Consider the following 25,001-nt stretch of genomic DNA (forward strand, 5'->3'; position numbering starts at 1 on the left):
GAGTAAAATAAGCTAAATGCAATATAAAACAACATAAGACGGAGTAGTTTTATTTCTAAAAATAATTTTCCTAAAGCTAATAGAGAAATCAGAGCTAGAGAGGTTCGTTTAGTAGGCGAAAATGGTGAGATGCATGGCATCGTAAATATTAGGCAAGCACTTGATATGGCTGAAAGAGTCGGTCTTGATTTGGTTGAGATATCGCCTAATGCTGAGCCTCCTGTATGTAAAATTTTAGATTTCGGTAAATTTAAGTACGAAAGCAAAAAGCGTTTGCACGAAGCACGTAAAAAGCAAAAAATAGTCGTACTTAAAGAAATGAAATTCAAGCCTAATATTAGTATAGGTGACTTTGAAACTAAACTAAGGAAAATAAAAGAATTTCTAAAAGATGGTGATAAAGTAAAAATCTCTTTATGGTTTAAAGGTAGAGAAATCCTTCATAAGGATGTTGGTGAAGAATTATTTAAACGTATAGAAGTAGGATTAGAAGGGCTTGCTAAAATCGATCAGCAGGCTAAAATGGAAGGCAAGCAAATGATAATGATAGTTAGCTCTGACAATAAGGTGTAATGTAATACGTCATTGCGAGGAGGTTATTTTAATAACCGACGCGGCAATTTTATTAAGCCTGCTGAGATTGCCTTCGCCCTCTGCTACGCATCTCCTCGCAATGACGATGTTGATTTACTATAAACCAAAAATACTAATAAAAAATCAAAACTATAACAAATTATGCCAATCAAAATTTTAATGCCTGCTTTATCTCCAACTATGACGGAAGGGAATTTAGCAAGGTGGTTAAAAAAAGAAGGAGATAAAATCAATCCAGGAGAAGTGATTGCTGAAATCGAAACCGATAAAGCAACTATGGAAGTAGAGGCAGTAGATGAGGGTATTCTTGCTAAAATAATTATTCCTCAAGGTAGTCAAAATGTGCCTGTGAATTCGTTAATTGCAGTATTAATCGAAGAGGGGGAAGAATCATCCGAAATTGAAGAATTTATAGCGAAAAACAACAGTAACTCACCTAAAAAAGAAGAAATATCAAAACCTGCTGAAACTATAGCTCCTCAGAACGTTAAGGAAGAGAGTATTACGACCGCTTCAAATCAAAACAATATTAAGGTATTTGCTTCACCGCTTGCTAAAAGACTCGCAAAAATCCAAAATGTCAGACTTGAAGAAATTAAAGGTACTGGACTGCACGGCAGAATAATCAAACAAGATGTATTATCGCATAAAGGCGGATCAAAAGCCTTAAGCAATAAGATAGTTAGTAGAAATCCTGAAGAATATCGCTTGCTACCTAATAACAATATACGTAAAATTATAGCTAAGCGTCTTCTTGAATCAAAACAAACAGTTCCACATTTTTATTTATCAATAGAATGTAATGTTGATAAGTTATTAGATATAAGAGAAGATATTAATAAGTCTTTTGGTGATGATAAATCCGCAAAAATATCAGTCAATGACTTTATTATTCTAGCTGTTGCTAAAGCTTTGCAAGAAGTGCCGAACGCTAATGCATCGTGGGGGGATGATGCTATTAGATATTACAATAATGTTGATATTTCTGTAGCGGTAGCAATTGAAAATGGACTTGTTACTCCGATAATTAGAAATGCTAACCAGAAAAATATTGTAGAGCTATCTAGTGAAATGAAAGGACTAATCAAGAAAGCTAGAGAAAATAAATTAACTCCCGAAGAATTCCAAGGTGGAGGGTTTACTATCTCAAATCTAGGTATGTATGGTATTAAAAATTTCAATGCTATAATTAACCCGCCGCAAAGTTGTATAATGGGCGTTGGTAGTAGCTCAAAACGTGCTATAGTCAAAAATGATCAAATAAGTATAGCAACAATTATGGATGTAACTCTTTCTGCTGACCACAGAGTAGTAGATGGAGCAGTTGGAGCAGAATTCTTAGCAGCATTTAAGAGGTTTATAGAAAGCCCTGCTTTAATGCTGTTGTAACAAATTTTTTTGTGTCATCCTGTGGCGGCATTGTTGCGTAGATCGAAAAACGCCCTAAGGTAGTCATCTAGTTGCTTGGGAACTAGATCCAGAAAATAATAAAAAATACTAATTTTATTAGTATTTTTAACTGGCTCTAGTTCATAAATCACGGGATGACAGGGGTGAGAATGATCTACGCAGGCAATGCCTCCCGTGGCTTGCTAACTAGATCCAGCATAAAGCGAGATGAATCGAGCTTTTAATTTTTTAAATTTAATGTGTTCAGACTTCTTATTTACTGGATCCCGTGGACAAGCCACGGGATGACAGACTCCGCACAGTAATACCACCATGATATAACAATCTCACCACAAATAAATCACAAATAAAATAATATGAATATTTCAACCTTTTCAGATAATCTAGCAAAAATTTTAGATAAATATGAGGATTTAAGTGAAAAATTATCTTCAGGAATAGGAGGAGAAGAATTTGTTAAAGCTTCCAAGGAATATGCTGACCTTGAAGATATTGTCCAAAAAATTAAGGAATATAATAAAGCCAAAGCTGAACTCGAAGAGGCAAATAATTTTAAGCAAGAGCCTGGTTTAGATAAGGCGACTTTAGAAATGATAGAGGAAGAAATACGCACTCTTGAAGATTCCTTGCCAAGTCTTGAACGTTCGGTAAAAATAGCTTTACTGCCAAAAGATGAAGCGGATAGTAAAAGTGCTATTATTGAAATTAGAGCAGGAATAGGTGGTGAAGAGGCAGCACTTTTTGCAGCTAAACTGTTTAATATGTATCAAAGATATGCTGAATTAAAAGGCTGGCGTTTTGAGATATTATCTATTGATGAGACAGGTATAGGCGGATATAAAGAAGTTTCAGCTTCGATAAAAGGTAAAGATGTATTCTCTAAGCTCAAATTTGAGTCAGGAGTCCATAGAGTGCAGCGTGTTCCGGAAACAGAATCGCAAGGGCGTATTCATACCTCGGCTGCTACTGTTGCCGTACTTCCTGAAGTAGAAGATGTTGATATTAAACTTGAGGAAAAAGATTTAAGAATTGATACTTATAGAGCTTCAGGAGCAGGTGGGCAGCACGTTAATACAACTGATTCTGCTGTCCGAATCACGCATATACCCACGGGTATTACGGTAGCTTTGCAAGATGAAAAATCCCAACATAAAAATAAAGCTAAAGCATTAAAGATTTTACGTGCTAGAATATATGAAGAAGAACGTAGAAAAAAAGATCAGGAAAGAGCTGATAATAGACGTGAGCAAATAGGATCAGGAGACCGTTCGGAGCGTATTCGTACTTATAACTTTCCACAAGGACGTGTATCGGATCACCGAATAAATCTTACTCTTTATAAAATAGATGAGGTAATTAACGGACAATTAGATGAATTTGTTGAGGCTTTAATTGCCAATGATGAAGCAAAAAAACTTTCGGAAATATAATATATTAATATGAGTAAAAAAAATAAAAGAAAAATTTAGTAATAAAAAAAGTAGACAAGAATTAGCAAAAGAAAGATTAAAAGCTAAAAGCTTGGCATATAAAGCAGACAAAATAGGTATAGATATAAAAGGCAAAGATATTTTTGCTTTGAAAGCAGCTTATAATAGGTATAGAGCAGAACAAACAGCTAAGAAAGCAGGATTTGTAAAGTCTGATAGTACAGCAGATCTGAAAGCTTATAATAAGAATATGAGAGAACAAACAGCTAAGAAAGTGGGATTTATAAATGCTGATGGTACGCAGATACGACAGCTTATAATAGGTATAGAGCAGAATAAACAGCTAAGAAAGCAGGATTTGTAAATGCTGATGGTAGTGGAGATGTTAATGCATATAAAAAAAATCTTCAAAAGAATCTAAATGATTCTAAGATTACATATGATGATGGAGGTTTAATAAATCCAATTTTAGTTGTTGAAGAACCCAGCGATTTAATTGGTGTAAGCTTAGGAGCTTAGCTTATATAAAAAATATATAAAAATGGAACAAGGTAAAATATCAATAAACGGCAAAATATGGCAGCGGAGACCTGTTAACGAAGAGATAGTCGCAGAATTATGCCGTAGTTTTAAAATCAGTGACTTGCTTGCTAGAATGATATCTTTAAGGATAGATGATATAACCAAAGCAGAAGATTTTTTGATGCCGAAAATCAAAAATTTGCTTCCTGATCCTTTCCATTTAATTGATATGCAAAAGGCAGTGGATAGAGCTATTAAAGCCATTTTAAATAAGCAAAAAATATGTATATTTGCTGATTATGATGTTGATGGTGCTACTTCGTCAGCATTACTTAAAAATGTTTTCAAAGATTTAAATATTGTTTGTGATATTTATGTCCCTGATCGTATAGCTGAAGGTTATGGTCCTACTCCTTCTGCTATGAAAAAAATTAAGGATAATGGCACTGAATTATTAATAACAGTTGATTGCGGTGCGATGGCTCATGAAGCTTTAAAATATGCAAAGGATGCAGGGCTTGACGTAATCGTTATTGATCATCATATAGCTACTGAAATATTACCTGAAGCGGTAGCTATAGTGAATCCGAATCGTGTTGATGAGACAAGTGAGTGTAAACATCTTGCAGCTGTAGGGGTTGCTTTTTTATTCGCAACTGGGATATTATCAGATTTAAAGAAGCAGAATTATTTTGACAAGATTCTTCCACCTAATTTGATGAAATATTTGGATTTGGTGGCTCTTGGTACTGTGTGCGATATGGTAAAGCTTATTGGGTTAAACCGTGCTTTTGTATCGAGCGGTTTAAAGATAATGCATCAAAGGCAAAATATTGGTATTAAAACGTTATATGATATGGCAGGGCTTAATGAAATTCCAAAATGCTATCATTTAGGTTTTATTTTAGGTCCGCGTATTAATGCTGGTGGTAGAGTAGGAAAATCAAGTTTAGGTGCTAATCTATTATCTACCGATTGCTCTAATGAAGCTCTTAAATTAGCTGAAGAGCTTGAGAAACATAATAATGAGCGTAAAGTCATTGAAATGCTGATGATAGAAGAAGCAATGGAAATGGCTAAGACGCAGCAAGATAATAGTTTGTTATTTATTGTTAAAGAAGGATGGCATCCCGGTGTTATAGGTATTGTTGCAGGAAGACTTAAAGAGAAATTTGATAAACCAGTAGCAGTTATAGCCTTAAATGACGGAATCGGTAAAGCATCATGTCGTTCTATTTTAGGTGTTGATTTTGGGGCTGAGATTATCAATGCCAAAGTCAAAGATTTACTAATTGCAGGCGGAGGACACGCCATGGCAGCAGGTTTTACAGTTGCTGCCGAAAAAATACAAGAATTACAAGAATTTTTAAATAACGCTTTTAGAATTAGTTTAAATAGATTAGAAAACTATAAGCAAGCTGAATATGATCTTGATTTAAGTCTTAGTAGCGTCCATCTACCTTTAATGGAAGAATTAAGTACTTTAGAGCCTTTTGGTCAAGGTAATTATGAACCTATATTTAAATTTGATAATTTATTTGTATTAAAAGCGGATATAGTGGGAAGTAAGCATATAAGATGCTTGTTTGCTCCGAATAAAAAAAGTTCTAATAATAAGGCATTACAAGCTATTGCTTTTAATTCGTTAGGTACTTCATTGGAAGAGGTATTACTTAGTCCTAAAGCACATAATATTTCAGTATTAGGAACATTAAAGACAAATAATTGGCAAAATAATTACACTATTCAGTTAATTATAAAAGATGTAATAATAACTTAAAAATGATATTTATGAGCAATTTAAAAAAAATAAAAGATGCTTCTACAAAAATTTCAAAAGATTTAGCCCAAGTCGAAGAGCATTATCAAAATTATTCCCATCCATTTAAAGATCCGAATCAAGAAAAAGAACGTTTGCTTACTGTTTGCGGTGAGTTTCTAGGAGAGTTAAATCATTTTTTATATAAAGGTAAAGAAAATTTTGATAATGGTTTTAGATGTCTAGTAGTTGGTGGTAATGCAGGTGATTCGGCTATTTATCTTGCAGATCAGTTGAAAAATAAAAATGCTGAGATAATATATTTGGATTTAAACAAGTCTAGTATGGAAATAGCACAAAAACGTGCTGAAATACGTGGTCTTAAAAACATCAAATGGATTAATGACTCTATATTAAATATACCTAATTTAAAGCTTGGAAAATTTGATTATATAAATTGTACTGATGCACTTAATCATTTAGCAAATCCCGATATAGGATTGAAAAATCTAAAGGATTCTTTAAAGCCAGAAGGTGGTATGGGTTTGATGGTATACGCAAAATATGGTCGTACCGGTGTTTATCAAATTCAAGATTTAATGAGAATGGTAAATAAAGATGCTAAAAGTCGTGTTGAAGAAGTAATAAACGGAAAATTAGTTTTAGATAATTTGCCTGCTACTAATTGGCATAAAAGAGGTTGGGAGTTATTTTCAAATTATAAAAATTTGAGTGAAGCTGAAGTTTATAACATGTTTTTGTATAAACAAGATAAAGCTTATTCTATTCCTGAGTTATATAAATTTGTAGAAAATGCTAGTTTAAATCTCTTTTGGGTATATTCCCCGCCGCTTGCGGCGTAATATGGCGGAATGAGCAAATATATACATAAAAGTCATAATGTTACGGTACTGCTGTATCACATGGTATTTCCAGCAAAATATCGCCGAGCAGTGTTTGACGTATCAGTTGATCAAGTATTACGAGAAATATGTTTAGAGATAGAAAAGAGATATCAAATAAAATTTTTAGAAATAGGGGTTGATGAAGATCATGTCCATTTTTTGGTACAATCTGTACCAACCTATAGCGTAACAAAAATAGTAACAACAATTAAAAGTGTTACAGCTCGTCAAATATTTAGACAGTGTCCACAGGTAAAGAAACAATTATGGGGTGGAGAATTTTGGACTGATGGATATTTTACGAGTACGGTAGGTAAGCATGGAAATGAGAATATGATAGGAAAATACGTAAAAAACCAAGGCAAGGAATATCAGAAACTGCATGAGGATCATCAGCTAGCTTTCTTCTAAAATACCCCGCTGCTTGCGGCGGGGATTACTTTTATTATCTTGATCCGATTGAGAAAGTTTTATTAAAACCAGAAAATTATATAAAAGATTCATCCCTTTTGCAAAAAATTAAGAAAATGGATAAAGTAACTCAAGAAGCAATTTGTGAAATACTTACTGGTAATATTACTAAACACTCTTTTTATGTATAGCATAAATCATTAAGATACTGACAATTTAATAGTATTAAAAACAGCATCATAAAATGTTTCAAAATCTCCTACAACTTTCCTAATTTCATTTTTTATCTTAAACCAGTAATGCTCTATAGGATTTAAATCAGGAGAGTAAGTTGGTAAATACAATATGGTACAACCAACGGATTCAATTAACTCTTTAACTTTAGAATTTTTATGAAAATTAATGTTATCCATAATAACGGTTTGCCCAGGTTGTAATTCTGTAATTAATACATCCCTAATATAAGTTTTAAAGACCTCTGTATTACAATTACCTTCAAATATTACAGGAGCAATAAGATTACCATTACAAAGACCAGCTATCATACTTATTCTAAATTTATGTTGATACACCTTTTCTCCATAACACCTTTGTCCTATAATGCTCCATCCATACTCTTTGCAAGCATTATCCTCTATTCCAGATTCATCAAGATATACTAATTTGTCTTTTGTGATGGTTTGTATCTTTGCTATAAATTCATTTCTTAATTTAATATCTCTTTTCGGATGAAAATGAGTTTTTTTATAGCTATAGCCAAGTTTTCTGATTTGTCTTAAAATAGTTACAGATGCAATATTACCCCATTGCTTTGCTAACTCCTTTGATGTTTTATTCATATTAGCTTTAAAAAATTCTTTAAAAGATTCTGAATCTTTTATCTTATGACTATGTCCTTTCTGATAACCAGTTGCTGCTTCTAAAGTACCTTGCTTATCTTTTAATTTTTTCCATTTATATATAGTATCACGACTTACATTAAATAATTTACTTACCTTACTTATTCGTATCCCTGCTTCTACAGCTTTTATAACTCTTAGTCTTAGTTCTATTGCATATGCTCGTGCCATATCTCTTTACATGCTTGTTAATATTTGCTTACTATAACATGATACTCTCGCTCTGTCAGTACCTTAATGACTTATGCTATATCAAATCAAAAAGACAGTATAGCATCACTTGATGATCTTGATAATGTGCCTTATTTTTATAATATCACTAATTTTGCTAAACAAATTTATGAGTATCTAGAATTTAATGCTTCAACAATAAGTAATGTTATTAATTTTACTATTAATAATGGCGTATTAAATCTCTTTTGGGTATATTCCCCGCCGCTTGCGGCGTAATATGGCGGAATGAGCAAATATATACATAAAAGTCATAATGTTACGGTACTGCTTGTATCACATGGTATTTCCAGCAAAATATCGCCGAGCAGTGTTTGACGTATCAGTTGATCAAGTATTACGAGAAATATGTTTAGAGATAGAAAAGAGATATCAAATAAAATTTTTAGAAATAGGGGTTGATGAAGATCATGTCCATTTTTTGGTACAATCTGTACCAACCTATAGCGTAACAAAAATAGTAACAACAATTAAAAGTGTTACAGCTCGTCAAATATTTAGACAGTGTCCACAGGTAAAGAAACAATTATGGGGTGGAGAATTTTGGACTGATGGATATTTTACGAGTACGGTAGGTAAGCATGGAAATGAGAATATGATAGGAAAATACGTAAAAAACCAAGGCAAGGAATATCAGAAACTGCATGAGGATCATCAGCTAGCTTTCTTCTAAAATACCCCGCTGCTTGCGGCGGGGATTACTTTTATTAATGTTAATATCTCAATGTCGATATTAGCTAATACTAAATATATATTTAAATACATGGCAGAGGAAAGAAGCTTAGGAGAGATATTTGATATGGTGCGTAAAGAGTTAAATAAAGATATTGTCATTGCTAAAATAAAAGGGACCAGTAAATTGCACGAAAAAGGGACCAGAGAAGTTGGTGTGACCTAATAAGGTTAATGTGCAATATTCACTAGATAATTAAGCAAGTAAATATCTAGTGATACAATGATAAGAATAAATATGTATACAACAATTATCACCCTTTATAAACAAGGCAATAGTCAAAGGAATATTGCCAAACTAACAAGAACAGACCGCAAAACAGTACGAAAAATAATAAACCGCTATGTAGAGGCTGGTACAGAATCCCCAGCAATCTATGAACGATCTTCAGTTTTGGATTTTTGGCACGAAAAAATAATTGAGTTATTAGAAAAAAATCTGAGTTACATAAGAATTTTTGAGGAGTTAAAAAATCAAGGTTATACAAGCAGTTATACTTCTTTGACCCGTTATATCAAAAAATATAAAATTAAGGATAACAGTTGCATTCGTTTTCATACTTTAGCAGGAGAGGAAGCACAAGTAGATTTTGGTGACATAGGCTTACAGTATAATTCTAAAGGGCGTAGAGTTAAAGCATATGTATTTAATATGCGTTTAAGCTATAGTCGCCTTGATTATTATGAAGTAGTGTTTGATCAAAGTTGTCAAACATGGATTCAATGTCATATCAATGCATTTAATTATTTTGCTGGTAGTCCAAAAGTAATAAAACTTGATAATCTTAAAGCTGGAGTAGTAGATGCCAATTTTTATGAGCCAGTATATCAGAAGGAATATAAGTGCTTAGCCGATCATTATGGAATTTTACTTTCTCCTTGTCGAGTGTATCAACCGCAAGAAAAAGGCAAAGTTGAGTCGGGAATAAAATACGTTAAAAATAATTTTTTTGCTGGTCGTAAATTTGATAGATATGAAGAATTAACAAATGGTCTTGCAAATTGGTTAAATAAGGCCAATAGCCGAATACATGGTACTACTAAGAGAATACCTAGAGAACTGTTTGAGCAAGAGGAAAGAAGTAGTTTGATTCCTTTACCATTAGAAACTTTTGATTTGTCATCTTGGCATAATCGAAAAGTAGCAAAAGATTGTCATATTACCATAGATAATAATTATTACTCTGTACCAGCAAAATATATATACAGTGAGGTAATGGTACAATTGTCCCCAAAACTTGTTCAAATATTTTCTATACAAAATGATTTAATAGCAAGACACGTTAGAACAGAGGGCAAGGGGATATTTACCACTAATCCGTCTCATTATGCTAAATACAAACGTCTATGCCCAGGTTTTATAGAATATAGTGAACATTATCAACAACAAATGCAGCAGATAGGGAATAATTGCAGTTTATTATTAGAATCATTACAACAAACAAGAGTGAATGATTGGCAACGTTGTGCACGAGGTATCATTTCTTTACGTAAGGTTTACAATGATGACTTAATAGATAAAGCCTGTCATAGAGCACTACATTATGGTATAAGTTCTTACTCTAAAATTAAGAATATTTTAAATAGTAATGCAGTAAACTTACCATTACCAGAGTTTGGAGGTAATAATGCAGAACTTATTTAATGACCTACGAAGCTTTAGATTATCAGGTATAGTCAATAGTTTAAATGAAAGGATTATTTATGCTCAAAATAATAAACTAGGATTTAAAGAATTTCTATCACTATTATGTGAAGATGAAAAATCTAACCGTAAGGATAATAATTACCGTCGCCGTAAAAGTGCTGCTAAATTGCCGGTAACTAAAAATTTAGAAGACTTTGATTTTAATTTCCAACCAAGTGTTGATGCCAAAGTAATAAGTGATTTATCAACTTGTGATTATATTAATACTAAGGGAAATGTAATATTCATAGGTGATTCAGAAACTGGGAAAACTCATCTTGCCATTGGGCTAGCATTAAAAGCTTTAACACGAGAATACTCTGTATATTTTACTACGGTATCGGATATGCTTTATAATTTACATATTGCAAGAGCAGATAATAGTTATCACAAAAAGGTTAAATTACTCCTATCGTTTGATTTATTAATTCTTGATGAGCTCGGGTTTAAGCAATTGCCAAAACATTCAGTAGAAGACTTTTTTAATATTATTGCTAAACGATATGAAAATAAATCTACCATTATTACCACAAACAAGGATTTTGAAAAATGGAATGAAATATTTGCTGATGAAGTATTAACTCATGCAATTATTGATCGAGTGGTACATCATGCTCATATACTAAACATAAAAGGTAAAAGTTATCGTATTAATAACTATAAATCTGGAGGTAATATGGCATAAAAATTTTTAAATATAGTGGTTCCTTTTTCGTGCAATTTACTGGTCCCTTTTTAATTGACAATGACAGTACAGATTGTACCAAAAAATGGACATGATCTTCATCAACCCCTATTTCTAAAAATTTTATTTGATATCTCTTTTCTATCTCTAAACATATTTCTCGTAATACTTGATCAACTGATACGTCAAACACTGCTCGGCGATATTTTGCTGGAAATACCATGTGATACAGCAGTACCGTAACATTATGACTTTTATGTATATATTTGCTCATTCCGCCATATTACGCCGCAAGCGGCGGGGAATATACCCAAAAGAGATTTAAAAAACTTGCTGCTTTTATGTTTATTTTTCTGGATTCCTGCCTCTAGCTAAGAATGACATAGAATAATAACTGTCCGGTACTATTGTTATTTTCCTCTGTCATCCCGCTACAAGCTTGCCGGGATAACAACTGGAAAACTAATATCTACGCAACAATACTTATCCGTGCTTAATTTTAGCTTGTGCGGCGGCGATTCGTGCGATTGGAATACGATAAGGGGAGCAGGAAACATAATCCAAATTCATTCTGTGAAAAAATTCTATAGAAGCAGGATGTCCCGCATGTTCGCCACAAGCACCCAGCTTTAAGCTAGGGTTGCTGCTTTTTCCTCGTTTTATGGCAATCTCAATTAATTCTCCTACTCCTTCTTCGTCTAGCGTAGTAAATGGATCAGACTCAAAAATTCTTTCTTCTAAGTAATAAGGTAAGAAAGAGGCTATATCATCTCTGGAAATTCCATATGTAGTTTGGGTTAAATCATTAGTACCGAAGCTAAAATAATCAACTTCTTCAGCTATCTTTTTACTGTTAAGTGCTGCTCTTGGTAACTCAATCATTGTACCTAAACTAAAAGAAAATTTATGCTCATAACGCTCTTCTAATTCATGAATCATTTCATAAATATCACCTTTAAGCTTCTTAATTTCGTTAACGTTACTAATTAAAGGAATCATTAATTCCAATTTACATTTAATATTCTCTTCTTTATGTAGCTCAAAAATAGCGGTAAAGATTGCTTCAACTTGCATCTGATAAATTTCTGGTGAGCAGATACCAAGTCTACAACCGCGATGACCAAGCATAGGGTTTACCTCATGCATAGCGTGTAGACGTTGATTAATCATTGATAAGGGCAAGTTTAAACTACTTGCTAGGTTTTTCTTATCTTCTTCAGTAGTAGGTAAAAACTCATGCAATGGTGGATCAAGTAATCTAATATTTACCGGTTTATCGCCCATCACTCTTAATAAAGCTTTAAAATCTTCAGTTTGAAGAGGTAGTAATTTCTGCACTGCAAGCTTTCTTCTATCTATATCAGGAGCAATAATCATTTCCCGTACTAGAGGAATTTTGTTTTTATCAAAGAACATATGTTCACTACGACATAAACCTATGCCTGTAGCACCAAATTTTACTGATACTAAAGCATCACTTACTGTTTCGGCATTGGTACGAATTTTTAGTTTACTTGTCTCATCCGCCCATTCTAAAATTAGTTTTGATTCTTCGCTAAAAGTAGGTTGAATTAATGGCATTGCTCCTAAGAAAACTTTCCCTGTACCGCCATCAATTGTGATAATGTCACCTTGTTTAAGTACCAGATCGCCAGCTGTTAATGTTTGTTTTTTCTCATCTATTACTAAATTATTAGTTCCACAAACGCAAGGCTTGCCCATACCTCTTGCTACGACTGCAGCGTGTGAAGTCATACCACCTCGTATTGTTAAAAAACCTGAGGAAACATGCATGCCATTAATATCTTCGGGGCTAGTATCGTGCCTTACTAAAATCACTTTATGGTGATGTGATAGTTTTTCAGCATCATAAGGTGAAAATACGATAATACCAGTTGCCGCTCCTGGAGAGGCTGGTAATCCATCCGCAATAGATGTAAGCCCTTTGCTATAATCTATACGAGTGTGCAATAATTGGTTTAACGACTCAGGATCGATTCTCATTAAAGCTTGTTCTTTAGAGATCAGCTTTTCTTCCACCATTTGTACAGCAATTTTTATAGCAGCAATGGCAGTTCTTTTAGCTGTACGAGTTTGTAGTATATAAAGCTTGCTATTTTCTATAGTAAACTCTATATCTTGCATATCTAGATAATGCTTCTCTAAAGTTTCAGAAATTTTTGATAATTCATCAAAAACTTTCGGCATTGTTGTTTTCATGGAATTTGAGTCATCAGAAATAATAGGCAAAGGTGTTCTAGTGCCTGATACTATATCTTCCCCTTGAGCATTTATCAAAAATTCACCAAAAAGCTTTTTTTCACCTGTGGAGGGTGATCTAGTAAAAATAACTCCTGTTGCTGAAGTTTTGCTTAAATTACCAAAAACCATAGATTGGATATTGATAGCAGTGCCAAAGCTTTCGGAAATATTATTGATTTTTCTATATATAACCGCTCTATTGCTCATCCAAGAATTAAGTACCGCTTTAATTGCCGATTCTAACTGTTCGTAAGGATCGGATATTAACTTTTCTGCATATTTTATATGTAATTTTTTAAAGTCTTCAATGATCTTTTCTAATAATTCCGGTGTAATATCACTATCTCTATAAATATCAGCTTGAATTTTATGTCTTTCATAAATTTGTTCAAATAAATCACTTGGTATGGATAAAACAGTTGCTCCATACATTTCTAAAAATCTTTTATAGCTATCAAGAGCAAATCTTTTGTTCTTACAAACTTCACAAAGAGCTGCACAAACTTTATCATTCATCCCAAGATTAAGTATAGTATCCATCATACCAGGCATTGAAACAATAGAACCCGATCTTACTGATAATAATAAAGGATTTTTAGTGCTTCCAAAAATTTTGCCAGTTGTGATTTCAAGTTTTTCTACAGCTGTTTTTAACTCATGTCTAAAATTTTTAGGAAAGCTATTATCATGAGTATAAAAATAGTTACAAAGTTCAGTAGTGATAGTAAAGCCGTCAGGTATAGGTAATTTTAAGTTAGACATTTCAGCAAGCCCAGCCCCTTTATTACCAAGGATATCTTTCATACTAGCGTTTCCATCGCTACCGTTACTACCAAAATAGTAAATTAATTTCTTCATATATATATAAAATTTGCTAATAATTATTAAACTACTTCCCAAACCCTACTTCTAGAGGTAATTTATACGTCGATTCGGTACTCGAATCCTCACGTACATTTAAGTACGTTCCGGTTCTCCTTTAAATTCGTCCCTATAAGTAAGTTTCGAAAGATGTCTATTGATAGTATTTGGAACTTAAACCCTATTTATACATTATGCTAATAATAGTGGCAACGTTAAATTATTGTTAATACAAAACTTACGCTATGTTTGATATAATTCCTATAAATTAAAGGATATTATAAAGTGATGCACTGTAAAAACATAGCTTTGTAGTAAGGGTTTTTAGCATATTTGCTATAACATAGCGTAAGTTTTGAATAGTAAATATTGACTAATTTGTGAAAATTTAGCATAATCTAAACAGGTCGTGTAGTTGCGTGATTTTTAAAAATTACGAGGAAAGTCCGGACTCTATAGAGGTATGGTGCCGGGTAACGCCCGGCGGAGTAATATTACTTTAGGGAAAGTGCCGCAGAAAATAAACCGCCGTAATAATATTCTATATTACGGTAAGGGTGAAAAGGTGTGGTAAGAGCACATCGGTAAGTTGGTAACAAGTTACGCATGGTAAACCCCACCAAGAGCAAAATCAAATAGGCGTTACAGAGCTTTTATAAGCTCCCGGGTATCTCTAACCGGTTTGTAATGCGGGTAGATTGCTTGAGGTAAACGATAACGTTTATCCTAGATAAATAACTACAACGAGCTATTTATAGTTCATACAGAATCCGGCTTATAGACCTTATTCTGTCATCCCGTGGCTTGGGAACTAGATCCAGTTAAAAATTATGAAATAATTTTTTCGCTATATTAAAAGCTCAATTTATCTCGTTTTATGCTGGATCCCGTGGTCAAGCCACAGGATGTTACCGAAAAAGTTTTTTGATTTATGCAACAATGTTTTCGTAGGAATGACATTAAAAACATAAATATATGCTGCTAATAAATGAAGAGTTGGAGAAATAAAGAAATAAATTAAATTCGTATTCTAGATGGGAACCGCTTTCCATCTAGAATACTCAGTATTATAATCTTCTTTCAAAAGGAGTATGAAATACTACTTTTGAAAGAAAAGAAGTATATATGTTAAACCCCTAATGAAAAAATTATATCATTATCCTATCTGTCCCATCTCAAGACAAGCTCGTGTCTTTTTAAAAGAATTAGATATACAATTTACTACAATTAAAGAAGATTATTGGCAGTTTAATAAAGAATTCCTAAAAATAAACCCTGCCGGAACATTACCTGTTCTGGAAGAGCAATATGGGTTATCTGTAGTCGGTATTTACCCTTTGGTAGAATATCTTCATAGCAAATATCCAAATTTTAATTTTTTAGATGAGGATGTAGATGTTTGTTGTGAAATTAGAAGATTATTCTTTTGGTTTAATGATAAGTTCTATCGTGAAGTTACTAAAATTATTATCGATGAGAAAGTTATAAGATCGATTGCTAAAATGAGTAGCCCAAGAACTGAATTTTTACGTGCTGCAAAAAATAACCTAAATTATCACCTAGAATATATGACCAGCTTACTTGAGAAAAGAAGTTATATAGTTTCAGACTCCCTAACTATTGCCGATATTGCAGCAGCTTGTCATTTATCCGTACTTGATTATTTCAGTGAAATTTATTGGGATAAATGGATTGTTATTAAACATTGGTATTCGCTTATTAAATCAAGACCCGCTTTTAGATTATTATTGCAAGATAGAATCCCAGGCTTTACTCCACCAAACTATTATACAGATTTAGATTTCTAAAAGCTCATACCAGCTATAAAATACAATATTATGGATAATTAAGAAAAAACAAGAAAAGGAACTGAATGCAGAATCCATCAAAATATTAGAAGAATCAGTTAATGGCTTAAACATAAATGAATATTCTTCTTATCAAGAAATGTATAAAAAGCTTGATTTAGGTTTCGCAAAGGAAAACTAAATTAGTTATTTTCGTTTATTGACAATGAGTCTATATCCAAAACTTACGCTATGTTTGGTTCTAAATATCGTAAAGATGGAGAACGCAGCTGTTGTTGCATATAGTCATCTAAAAGCCCTAACTTTATTTGGTAAACCGTTTTACCGATTGTATTTGCAGTCCTTTTGAGAAATGCCCAAACTAAAAATGCACAACTAATATGATTACGCTGAATACGCTGTTTCCTGCATTGACAACGTTCTATCCCAGTAAGTTGCTTAATTTCTCTGTGCATGCTCTCAATTACCCATCGAAAGCCACACTCATCTTGTGCAGCTTTAGAAGATTTGTGAGTTTTGTTATTGGTAACAACATACTCAACTCTGTTGGTAGAAACAGTAAATTTAAACAAATTAACATGCTTATTTTTTAGCAAAGCCTTTTATATGAATCTCTACTCCATGCCTGATCTCTTCATCTGAAAATGTCAACTCTTTTACAGCTTTATAAGGTTTAGAATCGTGCGTTTTACTAACGTTTCTATTGGCTTTAATAGGGGCATAATAAAAGTAATCCCCGCCGCAAGCAGCGGGGTATTTTAGAAGAAAGCTAGCTGATGATCCTCATGCAGTTTCTGATATTCCTTGCCTTGGTTTTTTACGTATTTTCCTATCATATTCTCATTTCCATGCTTACCTACCGTACTCGTAAAATATCCATCAGTCCAAAATTCTCCACCCCATAATTGTTTCTTTACCTGTGGACACTGTCTAAATATTTGACGAGCTGTAACACTTTTAATTGTTGTTACTATTTTTGTTACGCTATAGGTTGGTACAGATTGTACCAAAAAATGGACATGATCTTCATCAACCCCTATTTCTAAAAATTTTATTTGATATCTCTTTTCTATCTCTAAACATATTTCTCGTAATACTTGATCAACTGATACGTCAAACACTGCTCGGCGATATTTTGCTGGAAATACCATGTGATACAGCAGTACCGTAACATTATGACTTTTATGTATATATTTGCTCATTCCGCCATATTACGCCGCAAGCAGCGGGGTATTTTAGAAGAAAGCTAGCTGATGATCCTCATGCAGTTTCTGATATTCCTTGCCTTGGTTTTTTACGTATTTTCCTATCATATTCTCATTTCCATGCTTACCTACCGTACTCGTAAAATATCCATCAGTCCAAAATTCTCCACCCCATAATTGTTTCTTTACCTGTGGACACTGTCTAAATATTTGACGAGCTGTAACACTTTTAATTGTTGTTACTATTTTTGTTACGCTATAGGTTGGTACAGATTGTACCAAAAAATGGACATGATCTTCATCAACCCCTATTTCTAAAAATTTTATTTGATATCTCTTTTCTATCTCTAAACATATTTCTCGTAATACTTGATCAACTGATACGTCAAACACTGCTCGGCGATATTTTGCTGGAAATACCATGTGATACAGCAGTACCGTAACATTATGACTTTTATGTATATATTTGCTCATTCCGCCATATTACGCCGCAAGCGGCGGGGAATATACCCAAAAGAGATTTAACATGTTTAATAGGTGTTCTAGTTTTGTTGCTCCATCATGATCAGGTGCAAAAATTCGATAATCTATTACCCAAAACTTATTAATATCAGGGTTATAATATACCAGACTCACTACTCCTATACCTTTAGTAACTCTACCTGTAGCTCCACTGTACTGCGATCTTGCAATTTCTATTTGCTTCGTATTCCTTTTATTTAAAACCGTATCATCAAATATTGTATATCCATTAGATGAAAAAATAACATCATTCTTGATGTGTTCCCATAACAAAGAAGGTGTATATTTTTCATTCCTTAAAAATCTATTAATAACATCATGACTACATTTCTTTGCATGTTCAGCGTAGTAGGTTAAACTATAATTCTTTTGGCTAACTATTAAAAATTGACAATAATCTGTCCTATTAATTGGTATTGCTTGCAACTTTATCCTCTTTGACATGTTTAATTATTTTTACAATAATTTATCACTTTTTTACTCATAGCGTAAGTTTTGGATAGATGCCGGTATTAGAGAAAATGATTTATTGATAGTTGATAAATCTCTACCCCCTACCAATAATAAAATAGTAATTGCTGTTATTAATAATGAATTTACTGTAAAACGCTTAAAATTTATCAACGACGAAGCTTACTTAATGCCTGAAAATAAAGATTTCCCACCTACCAAAATTGAAAATGGTACGTATATCTGGGGAGTTGTCACAAGCGTCATCCAACAGTTTTAATTTTTCCAAAGAAAGATTCAAGTTATAATTTCTTCATCTTTTCTTGTAAAGAATTCTGACGCAAGCGGGTTTTTAAGCTTTCAAAATCAACTATTTCTGCTTTTTGATTTTGGCAGCTACAAGCAAAAATATATTTTCTTTCATCTTCAACTTTTTGTATACACTGCCCACAAATCCCTTTCATCATGCATTGCATAGATGAATTAACGCTAACAATTATTTCTGCATTTTCACCGAATATTTTTAAACTTTTTAACTCTTCTGCTATTTCAGGTGATGCATTAATTATTACTCTATCTACTGAAGTTAGCTTTTGTGTTTTTATTTCAGGATAGGTAAAAAACATAACTTCGTTATTATTGTCTTTTAGAGTTTTAATTAAAACATTGTTCGGTTCAAAATCAACAATCACTATTCTTTTATTGTTTGGTATCTCTAAGGGCATCCCGCTTGGTCCCATTAAAACTATTTTTTCATCTTCAGAAAATAATTTACATAAACTAGTTGATTTGCCGACGTCATATATTATAAAACTAATCAAGCCGCTTTCTACATTAATATCCACAACGCTTAGGGCTATAGGCTCTATTAATTTAGTTATATCATTAGAATAATTTTGTAAGCGGAAAAACTGCCCTAGCTTAAAATTCCTAGCAGCAAGTGGTGAGTGAATTACTAACTCAAAAATTTTATCGCCTAAGATGTTTATTTTGTGAATCTTGGTAATTAATAGATCATCTAGCTGTTTTACAAAATTTTTATAGTCACCTTTAAAATTCGGGCTATCATTTGCTAACTTCTTATTAATAGCCTCATACCCATCTTTGCTGTTAGCAAGTGCCTTAACTACACTACCTGAATATTGAGGATTGCAGTCTCCAAAGTAGCTATATTTATCTTCATCAAATTCGGTATTGTTTTCTATACCAATTGCCATGATTAGGGTTTTGGCTTTAACAATAATGTCATCCCGTGGCTTGACCACGGGATCCAGAAAGTCTGCTACAGCATTACAGTTTGCTGATTTACTGGATCCCGTGGTCAAGCCACGGGATGACATCAAATAGGTTTGATTCCCGAACTCCACGGACTCCACATGCCCATATTTATCATTATTAATTCTCAAAGGCTGCATATTTTCTTCAAAATTAACTCCTAATGCTAATGCATATATTAGCTCCTCATGATTTAATTTATATGCCGGCGAATCTTGTAGCTTCCCACGATAATAAATAGTAGCTCCGCCAAGTTTCTTAAAAACCCCTTTTAGCTCTTCATTATTCTTAGCTTTCTCAAATAATTTTGCATGAGCAATAAATTCCTCTGCTATCTCATTATCTTCTTTTGTCCAGTCTTTTTCAGTATAATCTTTGCCGTATTTGGCAACAGCAAACTCGTAATCTTTAACAAAACTCTCTACCTGCTTTTTATAATAATATAAGCTTTCTGTTGCTGCATCTAGAGAGGTAAGACCGCCACCAATTACCGCAATCGGCATTCTAAAAAGCATATTAGTATTAGAGTTTTCTAAAAACGCTCCACTGCTTTGCAGAGTCATTAAAAAGTCCGAAGCTGTTTTAACACCTTTAGCATCAAAATTCTCTATATCTAAGATTTTTGGCTTGCCAGCTCCAATGCAGAAAGCTATATGATCAAAACCTAAATCAAAGGCTTGCTCTTTTGTTACATTAAAATCTAAAGCCACCCCATCATAATATTTAAACTTGTTATTTCTCTCGAGTATTAGTCGTAATATATCAAGGTTATTTTTGTCCCAGCGAACAGTAATACCATACTCAGCTACTCCGCCAAATCCTTTCGGTACTCTTTTAGATAATTTATTTTTATATTCATGCCAAAATTTTATTGGCTTATGAATATCAAAAGGCAAAGGTGTAATTTTCAAACCATCAATAGCCGTGACGTTATGACCAGATCGTAATAAATAATAACTAAGACTAAAACCTGCCGGACCAAGCCCTGTAACCAGAATATTATAGTTAGTAGATTCTTTTGGCAGCGGGTTATAAATATTAAGCGGATTCCAACGAGTTAAAAGTAGATATATCTCTAAGCCATAAGGTAGCTTAAGCGTTTCTTCTAAAATATTTGATTCTATTAGTGGTATATTTACCGGATCTTGCTTTTGATAAATACAAGCCTTTGAGCAATCATTGCAAATTCTATGACCTGTTGCCGCAACCATCGGGTTATCTATAACAATAATCGCAAGAGCACTTAAATTAAAGCCTTGAGCTTTAACATAATTCATCTCGGAAATTTTTTGTTTTAACGGACAGCCATCTGTCGTTGCGAGTGATTGAAAGGAGCGTGGCAATCTCATAAGAGGTCCTGAGATTGCATCAAAGCTACGCTCCTTGCAATGACGAACTCGGGGGATGACATTTTGACCCTTAGAACAACTATCTTTATCCTGTTTATGACAATAAATACAATAATGAGAGTGGTTTAAAGCTTCATCCAAATTTAAAAAGGAATCTGTATAATCAAAATTTAATCTTTCGTTTTTTTGATATTTAGATATTTTTTTATCATCTATTAGGTTTTCTTTGTCTAGCTTTTGTGGGAGGTCGAAAAGAATGTCATCATCATTTATGTCATTCCTGCATAGGCAAGAATCTAGGAATTTAGAATTAACAAAGTTGGAATTTATATTATTTTTTTCTGGATCCCCGCCTACGCAGGAATGACAATGATTAGACACCCTATAAGCAGCATATTGTGCAGCTATATCAAGTTCTTGTACAAAATTATCTTCTGCTTGTTGCCATATAATTACCTGCTTAGCAAAATCTCTAGAAGTAAAATTTTTACCTATCAAATTAGTTAATTTTAAATATATATCTCCAAAATCTATATCTTTTATTTTTTCTTTTGGATATTTTTTGATGGCATAACGCTGAACAAATTTTCTTTTACATTCATAAATAATATCAAAATCTTTATGCTGTAATCTCAAACTTGTAACTTCGTTTGAAATACAAAATAATTCTGCTAGAAAATCATCTAAGTAAGGAGATATATTTAATAAAAATTCGGAATAATCTTGAGAGAGAATAGAATAAGGATTAGATCTAAATAATAATATATTATCATAAAACGATTTGTTGGCTTTAAAGAGATAATCTAAAAATATTTGATCTAATTTTTTAAGACCGGTTAAATCTAATTTTTTAAAATCTAGATTAAAACCAAGCTTCATAGGTAATAAATAACTCTTTTTGAAAAACGTTTATATACTAAATAGCTTATACAAACAGTTATAAATGCTACTAACACAGATTTACCTATTGATACTAAATCCGGTAATGTTCCATTAATTACTAATGATTGTGCAGGTCTTATAATTATAAAAAATGGGTTAAGCTCAAAAAAGTCTCTTTGAGCTTCAGGGATTAATGAATATGGATAAATTATAGGTATGCTCCAATAAATGACTCCTAAAACAACATTTAATATTTGTGGTATATCACGGATGTAAGGCGTTAGAAAAGCCACTGCAATAGAACCACTAATTGTACAAATTATTAGTGGTAAAATTAATATCGGCATAAATATTATTTGCCATGTAAACTTTTCTGGAAATAACAAAATAAAAGCACAATACATTGCCAAAAATGAACAAAACAAATTATATAGCTGTGCTAAAGTATCTGCAACTGGGAAAAAAGTCTTAGAAATTCTGACTTTTTTTATTACTTGGTCACGTGTTACTAAAGAATTTGAAGAAATTGTCAAACTACTCAATATAAAAGTCCATAAAGGCATCCCTCCAACCAAATTCATTATCAAAAATTCTCTTGACTGATGTAGTAAAAAACCAAAAAAATATGAAATTACTAATATATTAATAAATGGCTGAATTAGACTCCATAAAGAGCCTAAAAAAGAGTCTTTATTTTGTCTTATTATAGATGCTTTGACTAATAATATTACCGCTTCCCAATATTTCTTAGATAAAAAATACTTTATCATTTTTTTTTCTCGTATAAATTTTAAATATTTCTGAAGGTTTACCATCTCCAACAATATTACCATCTCGTAATAAAATACATCTAGTACAATTTTCTTTTACTATATTTTCTTGATGAGTTACTATTATTGAAATAGGTGTATTTCTAAACTTATTTTTCATTAAATTTAAAGATTTTTCTACAAAATAACTATCTCCTGTAGCAAAAATTTCATCAAGTAAAAGAATTTGAGGTTCTTGAAATATTGATGTAGAAAAGGCAAGTCGTGCTAGCATTCCTGAACTATAATTTTTTATAGGTAAATCAATCTTTTTACCTAATTCCGAAAAATCTATAATTTCCTGTTCTATTTCTTTATTATATTTATCTAACATATTGTTATAAAGCATCAACATTTTGATGTTATCACGACCTGTTTGCTCTTGCTCAAAACCAACACCCATATCTATTATTGGTGCAATATCACCAGAAACATTTATTGTTCCTTTTATTGGTGGATAAATTCCTGCTATCATTTTTAAAAGTGAACTTTTTCCTGAGCCATTACTCCCTATAAAAGCTATTTTTTCTCCCTCATAACAAGAAAAATTAATATTTCTTAATATAGATATATTTGGAGAAAAAGAAGTTCCTCTATTAAGAAAAAAATGCTTTAATCCTTGTGCTCTTTTGTGGGTATCTATACCTTCAACGTAAGCATTTTTTATTTCTATAAATACTTTAGAATGATTAAAAGACATAAAATTAATACTTATATATTATTGTTAATCCATTCTATAAGCGAATTTTTCTGATGCAATCCTACTTTAGTATCTTTCTGTTCACCATTTTTAAATAACATTACTGTTGGTATACTACGAATGCCATATTTTGAAGGAGTTTCTGGATTTTCATCAATATTCATTTTAAGTACTTTTACTTTGTTCTCTAGCTGTTTACTTATATCCTCTATTATTGGGGTTAACATTCTGCATGGACCGCACCACTCAGCCCAAAAATCTACTAATACAGGTAAATCTGATTTTAATACTTCTTCTTCAAAAGATTTATCTGTTACGTTGCTTGCCATATGTCCTCTATAATTTTTTACAAGTGAAATTATAAATTACCAAATTATACTTGTAAATAATGAAATTTTTTATTTATTATACTTGTTTTTTTTATTATAGTATATCCGCATTATTAAAGCTGCAGTTTCTTCTATTGATTTTGTTGATACGTCTATTACTGGCCAATTTCTTAGTTCACAAATTTTTTTAACTTCTAAACATTCTTTTTGGACTATATTAAAATCTGTATAATTTCTATTTTCATTAATTTGTAGCAAATTCAGCCTTGTTTCTCTTATTTCTATTAATCTATTTGGATTAATTACAAGCCCTACTACCAATTGATCTATATTTTTTTCTATAAAATCAGGAAAAGGACAATTATAAACATAAGGAATATTTGCCGTCTTTAATCCATTATATGCTAAAAATACAGAAGTAGGGGTCTTAGAAGTTCTAGATGGACCTATTAACACGATATCTGCAAATTGTAATTCATTAAGTAGCTGTCCATCATCATGTCTTATAGCATAATCGATGGCATTAAGAGTATCAAAATAAGTTTTATCGAATTTATAATTATAATTTTGCTCTTTTTCTATCTTAATTCCTGAAAAAACTGACATTTCTTTAATTATTTTACCTATTACCGAAATACAAGGAATTTTTAATTCATAACAAAATTTTGTCAAATTCTTCCTTAGTTCTTGATCTGCAATTGTATATAGTACAATACCATGTTTTGATTCTATCTTACTCAATACTTCTTTTAATAATTCTAAATTTCTAATCATTGGCCAATGATATAATTTTGGTTTCAAAGAAGTAAATTGAGCAAGAGCAGAATGAGCTGCACTCTTTGCAGTTTGAACAGAAGAGTCTGAAACTAGGTGAATAATCAGCTTTGTCATATTTTACACATACTAATGTGGATAAAAGTTTTGATAACTTATTATTTTTCTTATTAAAAATTTTCTAAAAATATCCAAAATCCTTATTAAATCAAGTAAATCTTGCATTGTTCACTTTAAACAAACAGTTTGTGGATAAAATTGTGAATAAGTAACATTTTTCTTTGAAAATATCACCTTTTCTAAGTAATAAAGAGCTATTACACTTAGTTATCCACTTATAAAAACTTAACTCAAATTTATGTGAATAATTATTAAAATTACTTATTTTGTAGGAATATTTTTTATATATATTTTGTTGATAACTATGTAGAAAACATTTAATCTACATAATTCTACTTACATATACAACAAATAAAGAATACATTATAATTATTTTTATTAGTAACAGTA

General features: G+C 32.1%; 21 protein-coding genes, 1 other RNA gene and 6 pseudogenes. 16 read left to right on the forward strand and 12 right to left on the reverse strand.

Going from position 1 to position 25,001, the window contains the following annotated elements; translation table 11 throughout:
• Positions 1 to 87: 87 nt before the first annotated feature.
• From infC to AAGD55_RS12175, 8 genes and pseudogenes are all read left to right on the forward strand, one after another.
• The gene (gene infC, locus AAGD55_RS12140; protein ID WP_341792605.1) at positions 88 to 573 is read left to right on the forward strand and encodes a translation initiation factor IF-3; all 486 of its coding nucleotides are present in this window, start codon (positions 88 to 90) and stop codon (positions 571 to 573) included.
• A gap of 162 nt (positions 574 to 735) precedes the next feature.
• On the forward strand, positions 736 to 1,983 hold the full coding sequence (locus AAGD55_RS12145; protein ID WP_341791642.1) for a pyruvate dehydrogenase complex dihydrolipoamide acetyltransferase: 1,248 nt from the start codon (positions 736 to 738) through the stop codon (positions 1,981 to 1,983).
• 377 nt (positions 1,984 to 2,360) lie between these two features.
• On the forward strand, positions 2,361 to 3,434 hold the full coding sequence (gene prfA, locus AAGD55_RS12150; RefSeq protein ID WP_341791643.1) for a peptide chain release factor 1: 1,074 nt from the start codon (positions 2,361 to 2,363) through the stop codon (positions 3,432 to 3,434).
• Positions 3,435 to 3,525: 91 nt separating this feature from the next.
• Complete coding sequence (locus AAGD55_RS12155; protein WP_341791644.1) at positions 3,526 to 3,798, forward strand: hypothetical protein; 273 nt, start codon at positions 3,526 to 3,528, stop codon at positions 3,796 to 3,798.
• Between the two features lie 177 nt (positions 3,799 to 3,975).
• Positions 3,976 to 5,736, forward strand: a complete 1,761-nt coding sequence (gene recJ / locus AAGD55_RS12160) for a single-stranded-DNA-specific exonuclease RecJ (protein ID WP_341791645.1) — start codon at positions 3,976 to 3,978, stop codon at positions 5,734 to 5,736.
• An 11-nt stretch (positions 5,737 to 5,747) separates the two neighbouring features.
• A pseudogene (locus tag AAGD55_RS12165) lies at positions 5,748 to 6,569 on the forward strand (class I SAM-dependent methyltransferase); the annotation flags it as partial.
• Between the two features lie 18 nt (positions 6,570 to 6,587).
• Positions 6,588 to 7,031 carry an IS200/IS605 family transposase gene (gene tnpA / locus AAGD55_RS12170; protein ID WP_341790826.1) on the forward strand — a complete coding sequence of 148 codons (444 nt, stop codon included), beginning with the start codon at positions 6,588 to 6,590 and terminating at the stop codon, positions 7,029 to 7,031.
• A gap of 35 nt (positions 7,032 to 7,066) precedes the next feature.
• Positions 7,067 to 7,219 (forward strand): annotated as a pseudogene (locus AAGD55_RS12175) (class I SAM-dependent methyltransferase); the annotation flags it as partial.
• A 12-nt stretch (positions 7,220 to 7,231) separates the two neighbouring features.
• On the opposite strand, the gene AAGD55_RS12180 reads toward AAGD55_RS12175, so the two are convergent.
• Positions 7,232 to 8,101, reverse strand: coding sequence for an IS630 family transposase (locus tag AAGD55_RS12180; RefSeq protein ID WP_341790894.1), 870 nt, complete (start codon positions 8,099 to 8,101; stop codon positions 7,232 to 7,234).
• Positions 8,102 to 8,179: 78 nt separating this feature from the next.
• On the opposite strand from AAGD55_RS12180, the pseudogene AAGD55_RS12185 reads away from it, so the two are divergent.
• The 5 genes and pseudogenes from AAGD55_RS12185 to istB form a co-directional block, all read left to right on the forward strand.
• Positions 8,180 to 8,344 (forward strand): annotated as a pseudogene (locus AAGD55_RS12185) (class I SAM-dependent methyltransferase); the annotation flags it as partial.
• Between the two features lie 45 nt (positions 8,345 to 8,389).
• Positions 8,390 to 8,834: pseudogene (tnpA, locus tag AAGD55_RS12190) on the forward strand (IS200/IS605 family transposase).
• Positions 8,835 to 8,870: 36 nt separating this feature from the next.
• A pseudogene (locus AAGD55_RS12195) lies at positions 8,871 to 9,059 on the forward strand (hypothetical protein); the annotation flags it as partial.
• A 72-nt stretch (positions 9,060 to 9,131) separates the two neighbouring features.
• The gene (gene istA / locus AAGD55_RS12200) at positions 9,132 to 10,538 is read left to right on the forward strand and encodes an IS21 family transposase (RefSeq protein WP_341790850.1); all 1,407 of its coding nucleotides are present in this window, start codon (positions 9,132 to 9,134) and stop codon (positions 10,536 to 10,538) included.
• Positions 10,522 to 11,265, forward strand: a complete 744-nt coding sequence (istB, locus tag AAGD55_RS12205) for an IS21-like element helper ATPase IstB (RefSeq protein WP_341791647.1) — start codon at positions 10,522 to 10,524, stop codon at positions 11,263 to 11,265. Before istA ends, istB begins: the two co-directional genes overlap by 17 nt.
• A 46-nt stretch (positions 11,266 to 11,311) precedes the next feature.
• Here istB and tnpA (AAGD55_RS12210) read toward each other — a convergent pair.
• Positions 11,312 to 11,539, reverse strand: a pseudogene (gene tnpA, locus AAGD55_RS12210) (IS200/IS605 family transposase); the annotation flags it as partial.
• Positions 11,540 to 11,748: 209 nt separating this feature from the next.
• Complete coding sequence (ppdK, locus tag AAGD55_RS12215; protein ID WP_341791648.1) at positions 11,749 to 14,385, reverse strand: pyruvate, phosphate dikinase; 2,637 nt, start codon at positions 14,383 to 14,385, stop codon at positions 11,749 to 11,751.
• A gap of 402 nt (positions 14,386 to 14,787) precedes the next feature.
• On the opposite strand from ppdK, the gene rnpB reads away from it, so the two are divergent.
• Positions 14,788 to 15,182: RNase P RNA component class A (rnpB, locus tag AAGD55_RS12220), an RNA gene on the forward strand.
• Positions 15,183 to 15,527: 345 nt separating this feature from the next.
• Positions 15,528 to 16,196 carry a glutathione S-transferase family protein gene (locus AAGD55_RS12225; RefSeq protein ID WP_341791649.1) on the forward strand — a complete coding sequence of 223 codons (669 nt, stop codon included), beginning with the start codon at positions 15,528 to 15,530 and terminating at the stop codon, positions 16,194 to 16,196.
• Between the two features lie 224 nt (positions 16,197 to 16,420).
• Here AAGD55_RS12225 and AAGD55_RS12230 read toward each other — a convergent pair whose 3' ends face one another.
• From AAGD55_RS12230 to AAGD55_RS12245, 4 genes are all read right to left on the reverse strand, one after another.
• A complete protein-coding gene (locus AAGD55_RS12230) occupies positions 16,421 to 16,792 on the reverse strand; it encodes a hypothetical protein (RefSeq protein ID WP_341791650.1) in 372 nt (123 codons plus the stop codon).
• 162 nt (positions 16,793 to 16,954) lie between these two features.
• Positions 16,955 to 17,398 (reverse strand): IS200/IS605 family transposase, encoded by a 444-nt coding sequence (gene tnpA / locus AAGD55_RS12235; RefSeq protein ID WP_341790826.1) that lies wholly within the window; start codon positions 17,396 to 17,398, stop codon positions 16,955 to 16,957.
• A gap of 33 nt (positions 17,399 to 17,431) precedes the next feature.
• Positions 17,432 to 17,875, reverse strand: coding sequence for an IS200/IS605 family transposase (gene tnpA / locus AAGD55_RS12240; protein ID WP_341790826.1), 444 nt, complete (start codon positions 17,873 to 17,875; stop codon positions 17,432 to 17,434).
• Positions 17,876 to 17,884: 9 nt separating this feature from the next.
• Positions 17,885 to 18,367 (reverse strand): hypothetical protein, encoded by a 483-nt coding sequence (locus tag AAGD55_RS12245; protein WP_341791651.1) that lies wholly within the window; start codon positions 18,365 to 18,367, stop codon positions 17,885 to 17,887.
• 85 nt (positions 18,368 to 18,452) lie between these two features.
• On the opposite strand from AAGD55_RS12245, the gene AAGD55_RS12250 reads away from it, so the two are divergent.
• Positions 18,453 to 18,653: a S24 family peptidase gene (locus AAGD55_RS12250; protein ID WP_341791652.1), complete on the forward strand. Its 201-nt coding sequence runs from the start codon at positions 18,453 to 18,455 to the stop codon at positions 18,651 to 18,653.
• A 22-nt stretch (positions 18,654 to 18,675) separates the two neighbouring features.
• Here the strand turns inward: AAGD55_RS12250 and AAGD55_RS12255 are convergent, their stop codons facing one another.
• From AAGD55_RS12255 to AAGD55_RS12275, 5 genes are all read right to left on the reverse strand, one after another.
• Positions 18,676 to 21,876 (reverse strand): palindromic element RPE4 domain-containing protein, encoded by a 3,201-nt coding sequence (locus AAGD55_RS12255; RefSeq protein ID WP_341791653.1) that lies wholly within the window; start codon positions 21,874 to 21,876, stop codon positions 18,676 to 18,678.
• The gene (locus AAGD55_RS12260) at positions 21,873 to 22,649 is read right to left on the reverse strand and encodes an ABC transporter permease (protein ID WP_341792606.1); all 777 of its coding nucleotides are present in this window, start codon (positions 22,647 to 22,649) and stop codon (positions 21,873 to 21,875) included. The genes AAGD55_RS12255 and AAGD55_RS12260 overlap by 4 nt, the downstream gene beginning before the upstream one ends.
• Positions 22,627 to 23,388 carry an ABC transporter ATP-binding protein gene (locus AAGD55_RS12265; RefSeq protein ID WP_341791654.1) on the reverse strand — a complete coding sequence of 254 codons (762 nt, stop codon included), beginning with the start codon at positions 23,386 to 23,388 and terminating at the stop codon, positions 22,627 to 22,629. The genes AAGD55_RS12260 and AAGD55_RS12265 overlap by 23 nt, the downstream gene beginning before the upstream one ends.
• Before the next feature lie 11 nt (positions 23,389 to 23,399).
• On the reverse strand, positions 23,400 to 23,717 hold the full coding sequence (gene trxA, locus AAGD55_RS12270) for a thioredoxin (protein ID WP_341791655.1): 318 nt from the start codon (positions 23,715 to 23,717) through the stop codon (positions 23,400 to 23,402).
• 69 nt (positions 23,718 to 23,786) lie between these two features.
• A complete protein-coding gene (locus AAGD55_RS12275) occupies positions 23,787 to 24,608 on the reverse strand; it encodes a pyruvate, water dikinase regulatory protein (RefSeq protein ID WP_341791656.1) in 822 nt (273 codons plus the stop codon).
• Positions 24,609 to 25,001: the final 393 nt, after the last annotated feature.

It is taken from the genome of Rickettsia endosymbiont of Gonocerus acuteangulatus, from assembly GCF_964026435.1.
In the GTDB taxonomy this organism is placed as follows: Bacteria; Pseudomonadota; Alphaproteobacteria; order Rickettsiales; family Rickettsiaceae; genus Rickettsia.

Coding starts and splice junctions, on each gene's coding strand:
- istB (WP_341791647.1), top strand. CDS start 10,522: ATGCAGAACTTATTTAATGACCTACGAAGCTTTAGATTATCAGGTATA.
- trxA (WP_341791655.1), bottom strand. CDS start 23,717: ATGGCAAGCAACGTAACAGATAAATCTTTTGAAGAAGAAGTATTAAAA.
- prfA (WP_341791643.1), top strand. CDS start 2,361: ATGAATATTTCAACCTTTTCAGATAATCTAGCAAAAATTTTAGATAAA.
- AAGD55_RS12245 (WP_341791651.1), bottom strand. CDS start 18,367: ATGTCAAAGAGGATAAAGTTGCAAGCAATACCAATTAATAGGACAGAT.
- tnpA (WP_341790826.1), top strand. CDS start 6,588: ATGAGCAAATATATACATAAAAGTCATAATGTTACGGTACTGCTGTAT.
- ppdK (WP_341791648.1), bottom strand. CDS start 14,385: ATGAAGAAATTAATTTACTATTTTGGTAGTAACGGTAGCGATGGAAAC.
- AAGD55_RS12275 (WP_341791656.1), bottom strand. CDS start 24,608: ATGACAAAGCTGATTATTCACCTAGTTTCAGACTCTTCTGTTCAAACT.
- tnpA (WP_341790826.1), bottom strand. CDS start 17,398: ATGAGCAAATATATACATAAAAGTCATAATGTTACGGTACTGCTGTAT.
- recJ (WP_341791645.1), top strand. CDS start 3,976: ATGGAACAAGGTAAAATATCAATAAACGGCAAAATATGGCAGCGGAGA.
- AAGD55_RS12180 (WP_341790894.1), bottom strand. CDS start 8,101: ATGGCACGAGCATATGCAATAGAACTAAGACTAAGAGTTATAAAAGCT.
- AAGD55_RS12225 (WP_341791649.1), top strand. CDS start 15,528: ATGAAAAAATTATATCATTATCCTATCTGTCCCATCTCAAGACAAGCT.
- istA (WP_341790850.1), top strand. CDS start 9,132: ATGTATACAACAATTATCACCCTTTATAAACAAGGCAATAGTCAAAGG.
- AAGD55_RS12255 (WP_341791653.1), bottom strand. CDS start 21,876: ATGAAGCTTGGTTTTAATCTAGATTTTAAAAAATTAGATTTAACCGGT.
- tnpA (WP_341790826.1), bottom strand. CDS start 17,875: ATGAGCAAATATATACATAAAAGTCATAATGTTACGGTACTGCTGTAT.
- AAGD55_RS12260 (WP_341792606.1), bottom strand. CDS start 22,649: ATGATAAAGTATTTTTTATCTAAGAAATATTGGGAAGCGGTAATATTA.
- AAGD55_RS12265 (WP_341791654.1), bottom strand. CDS start 23,388: ATGTCTTTTAATCATTCTAAAGTATTTATAGAAATAAAAAATGCTTAC.
- AAGD55_RS12145 (WP_341791642.1), top strand. CDS start 736: ATGCCAATCAAAATTTTAATGCCTGCTTTATCTCCAACTATGACGGAA.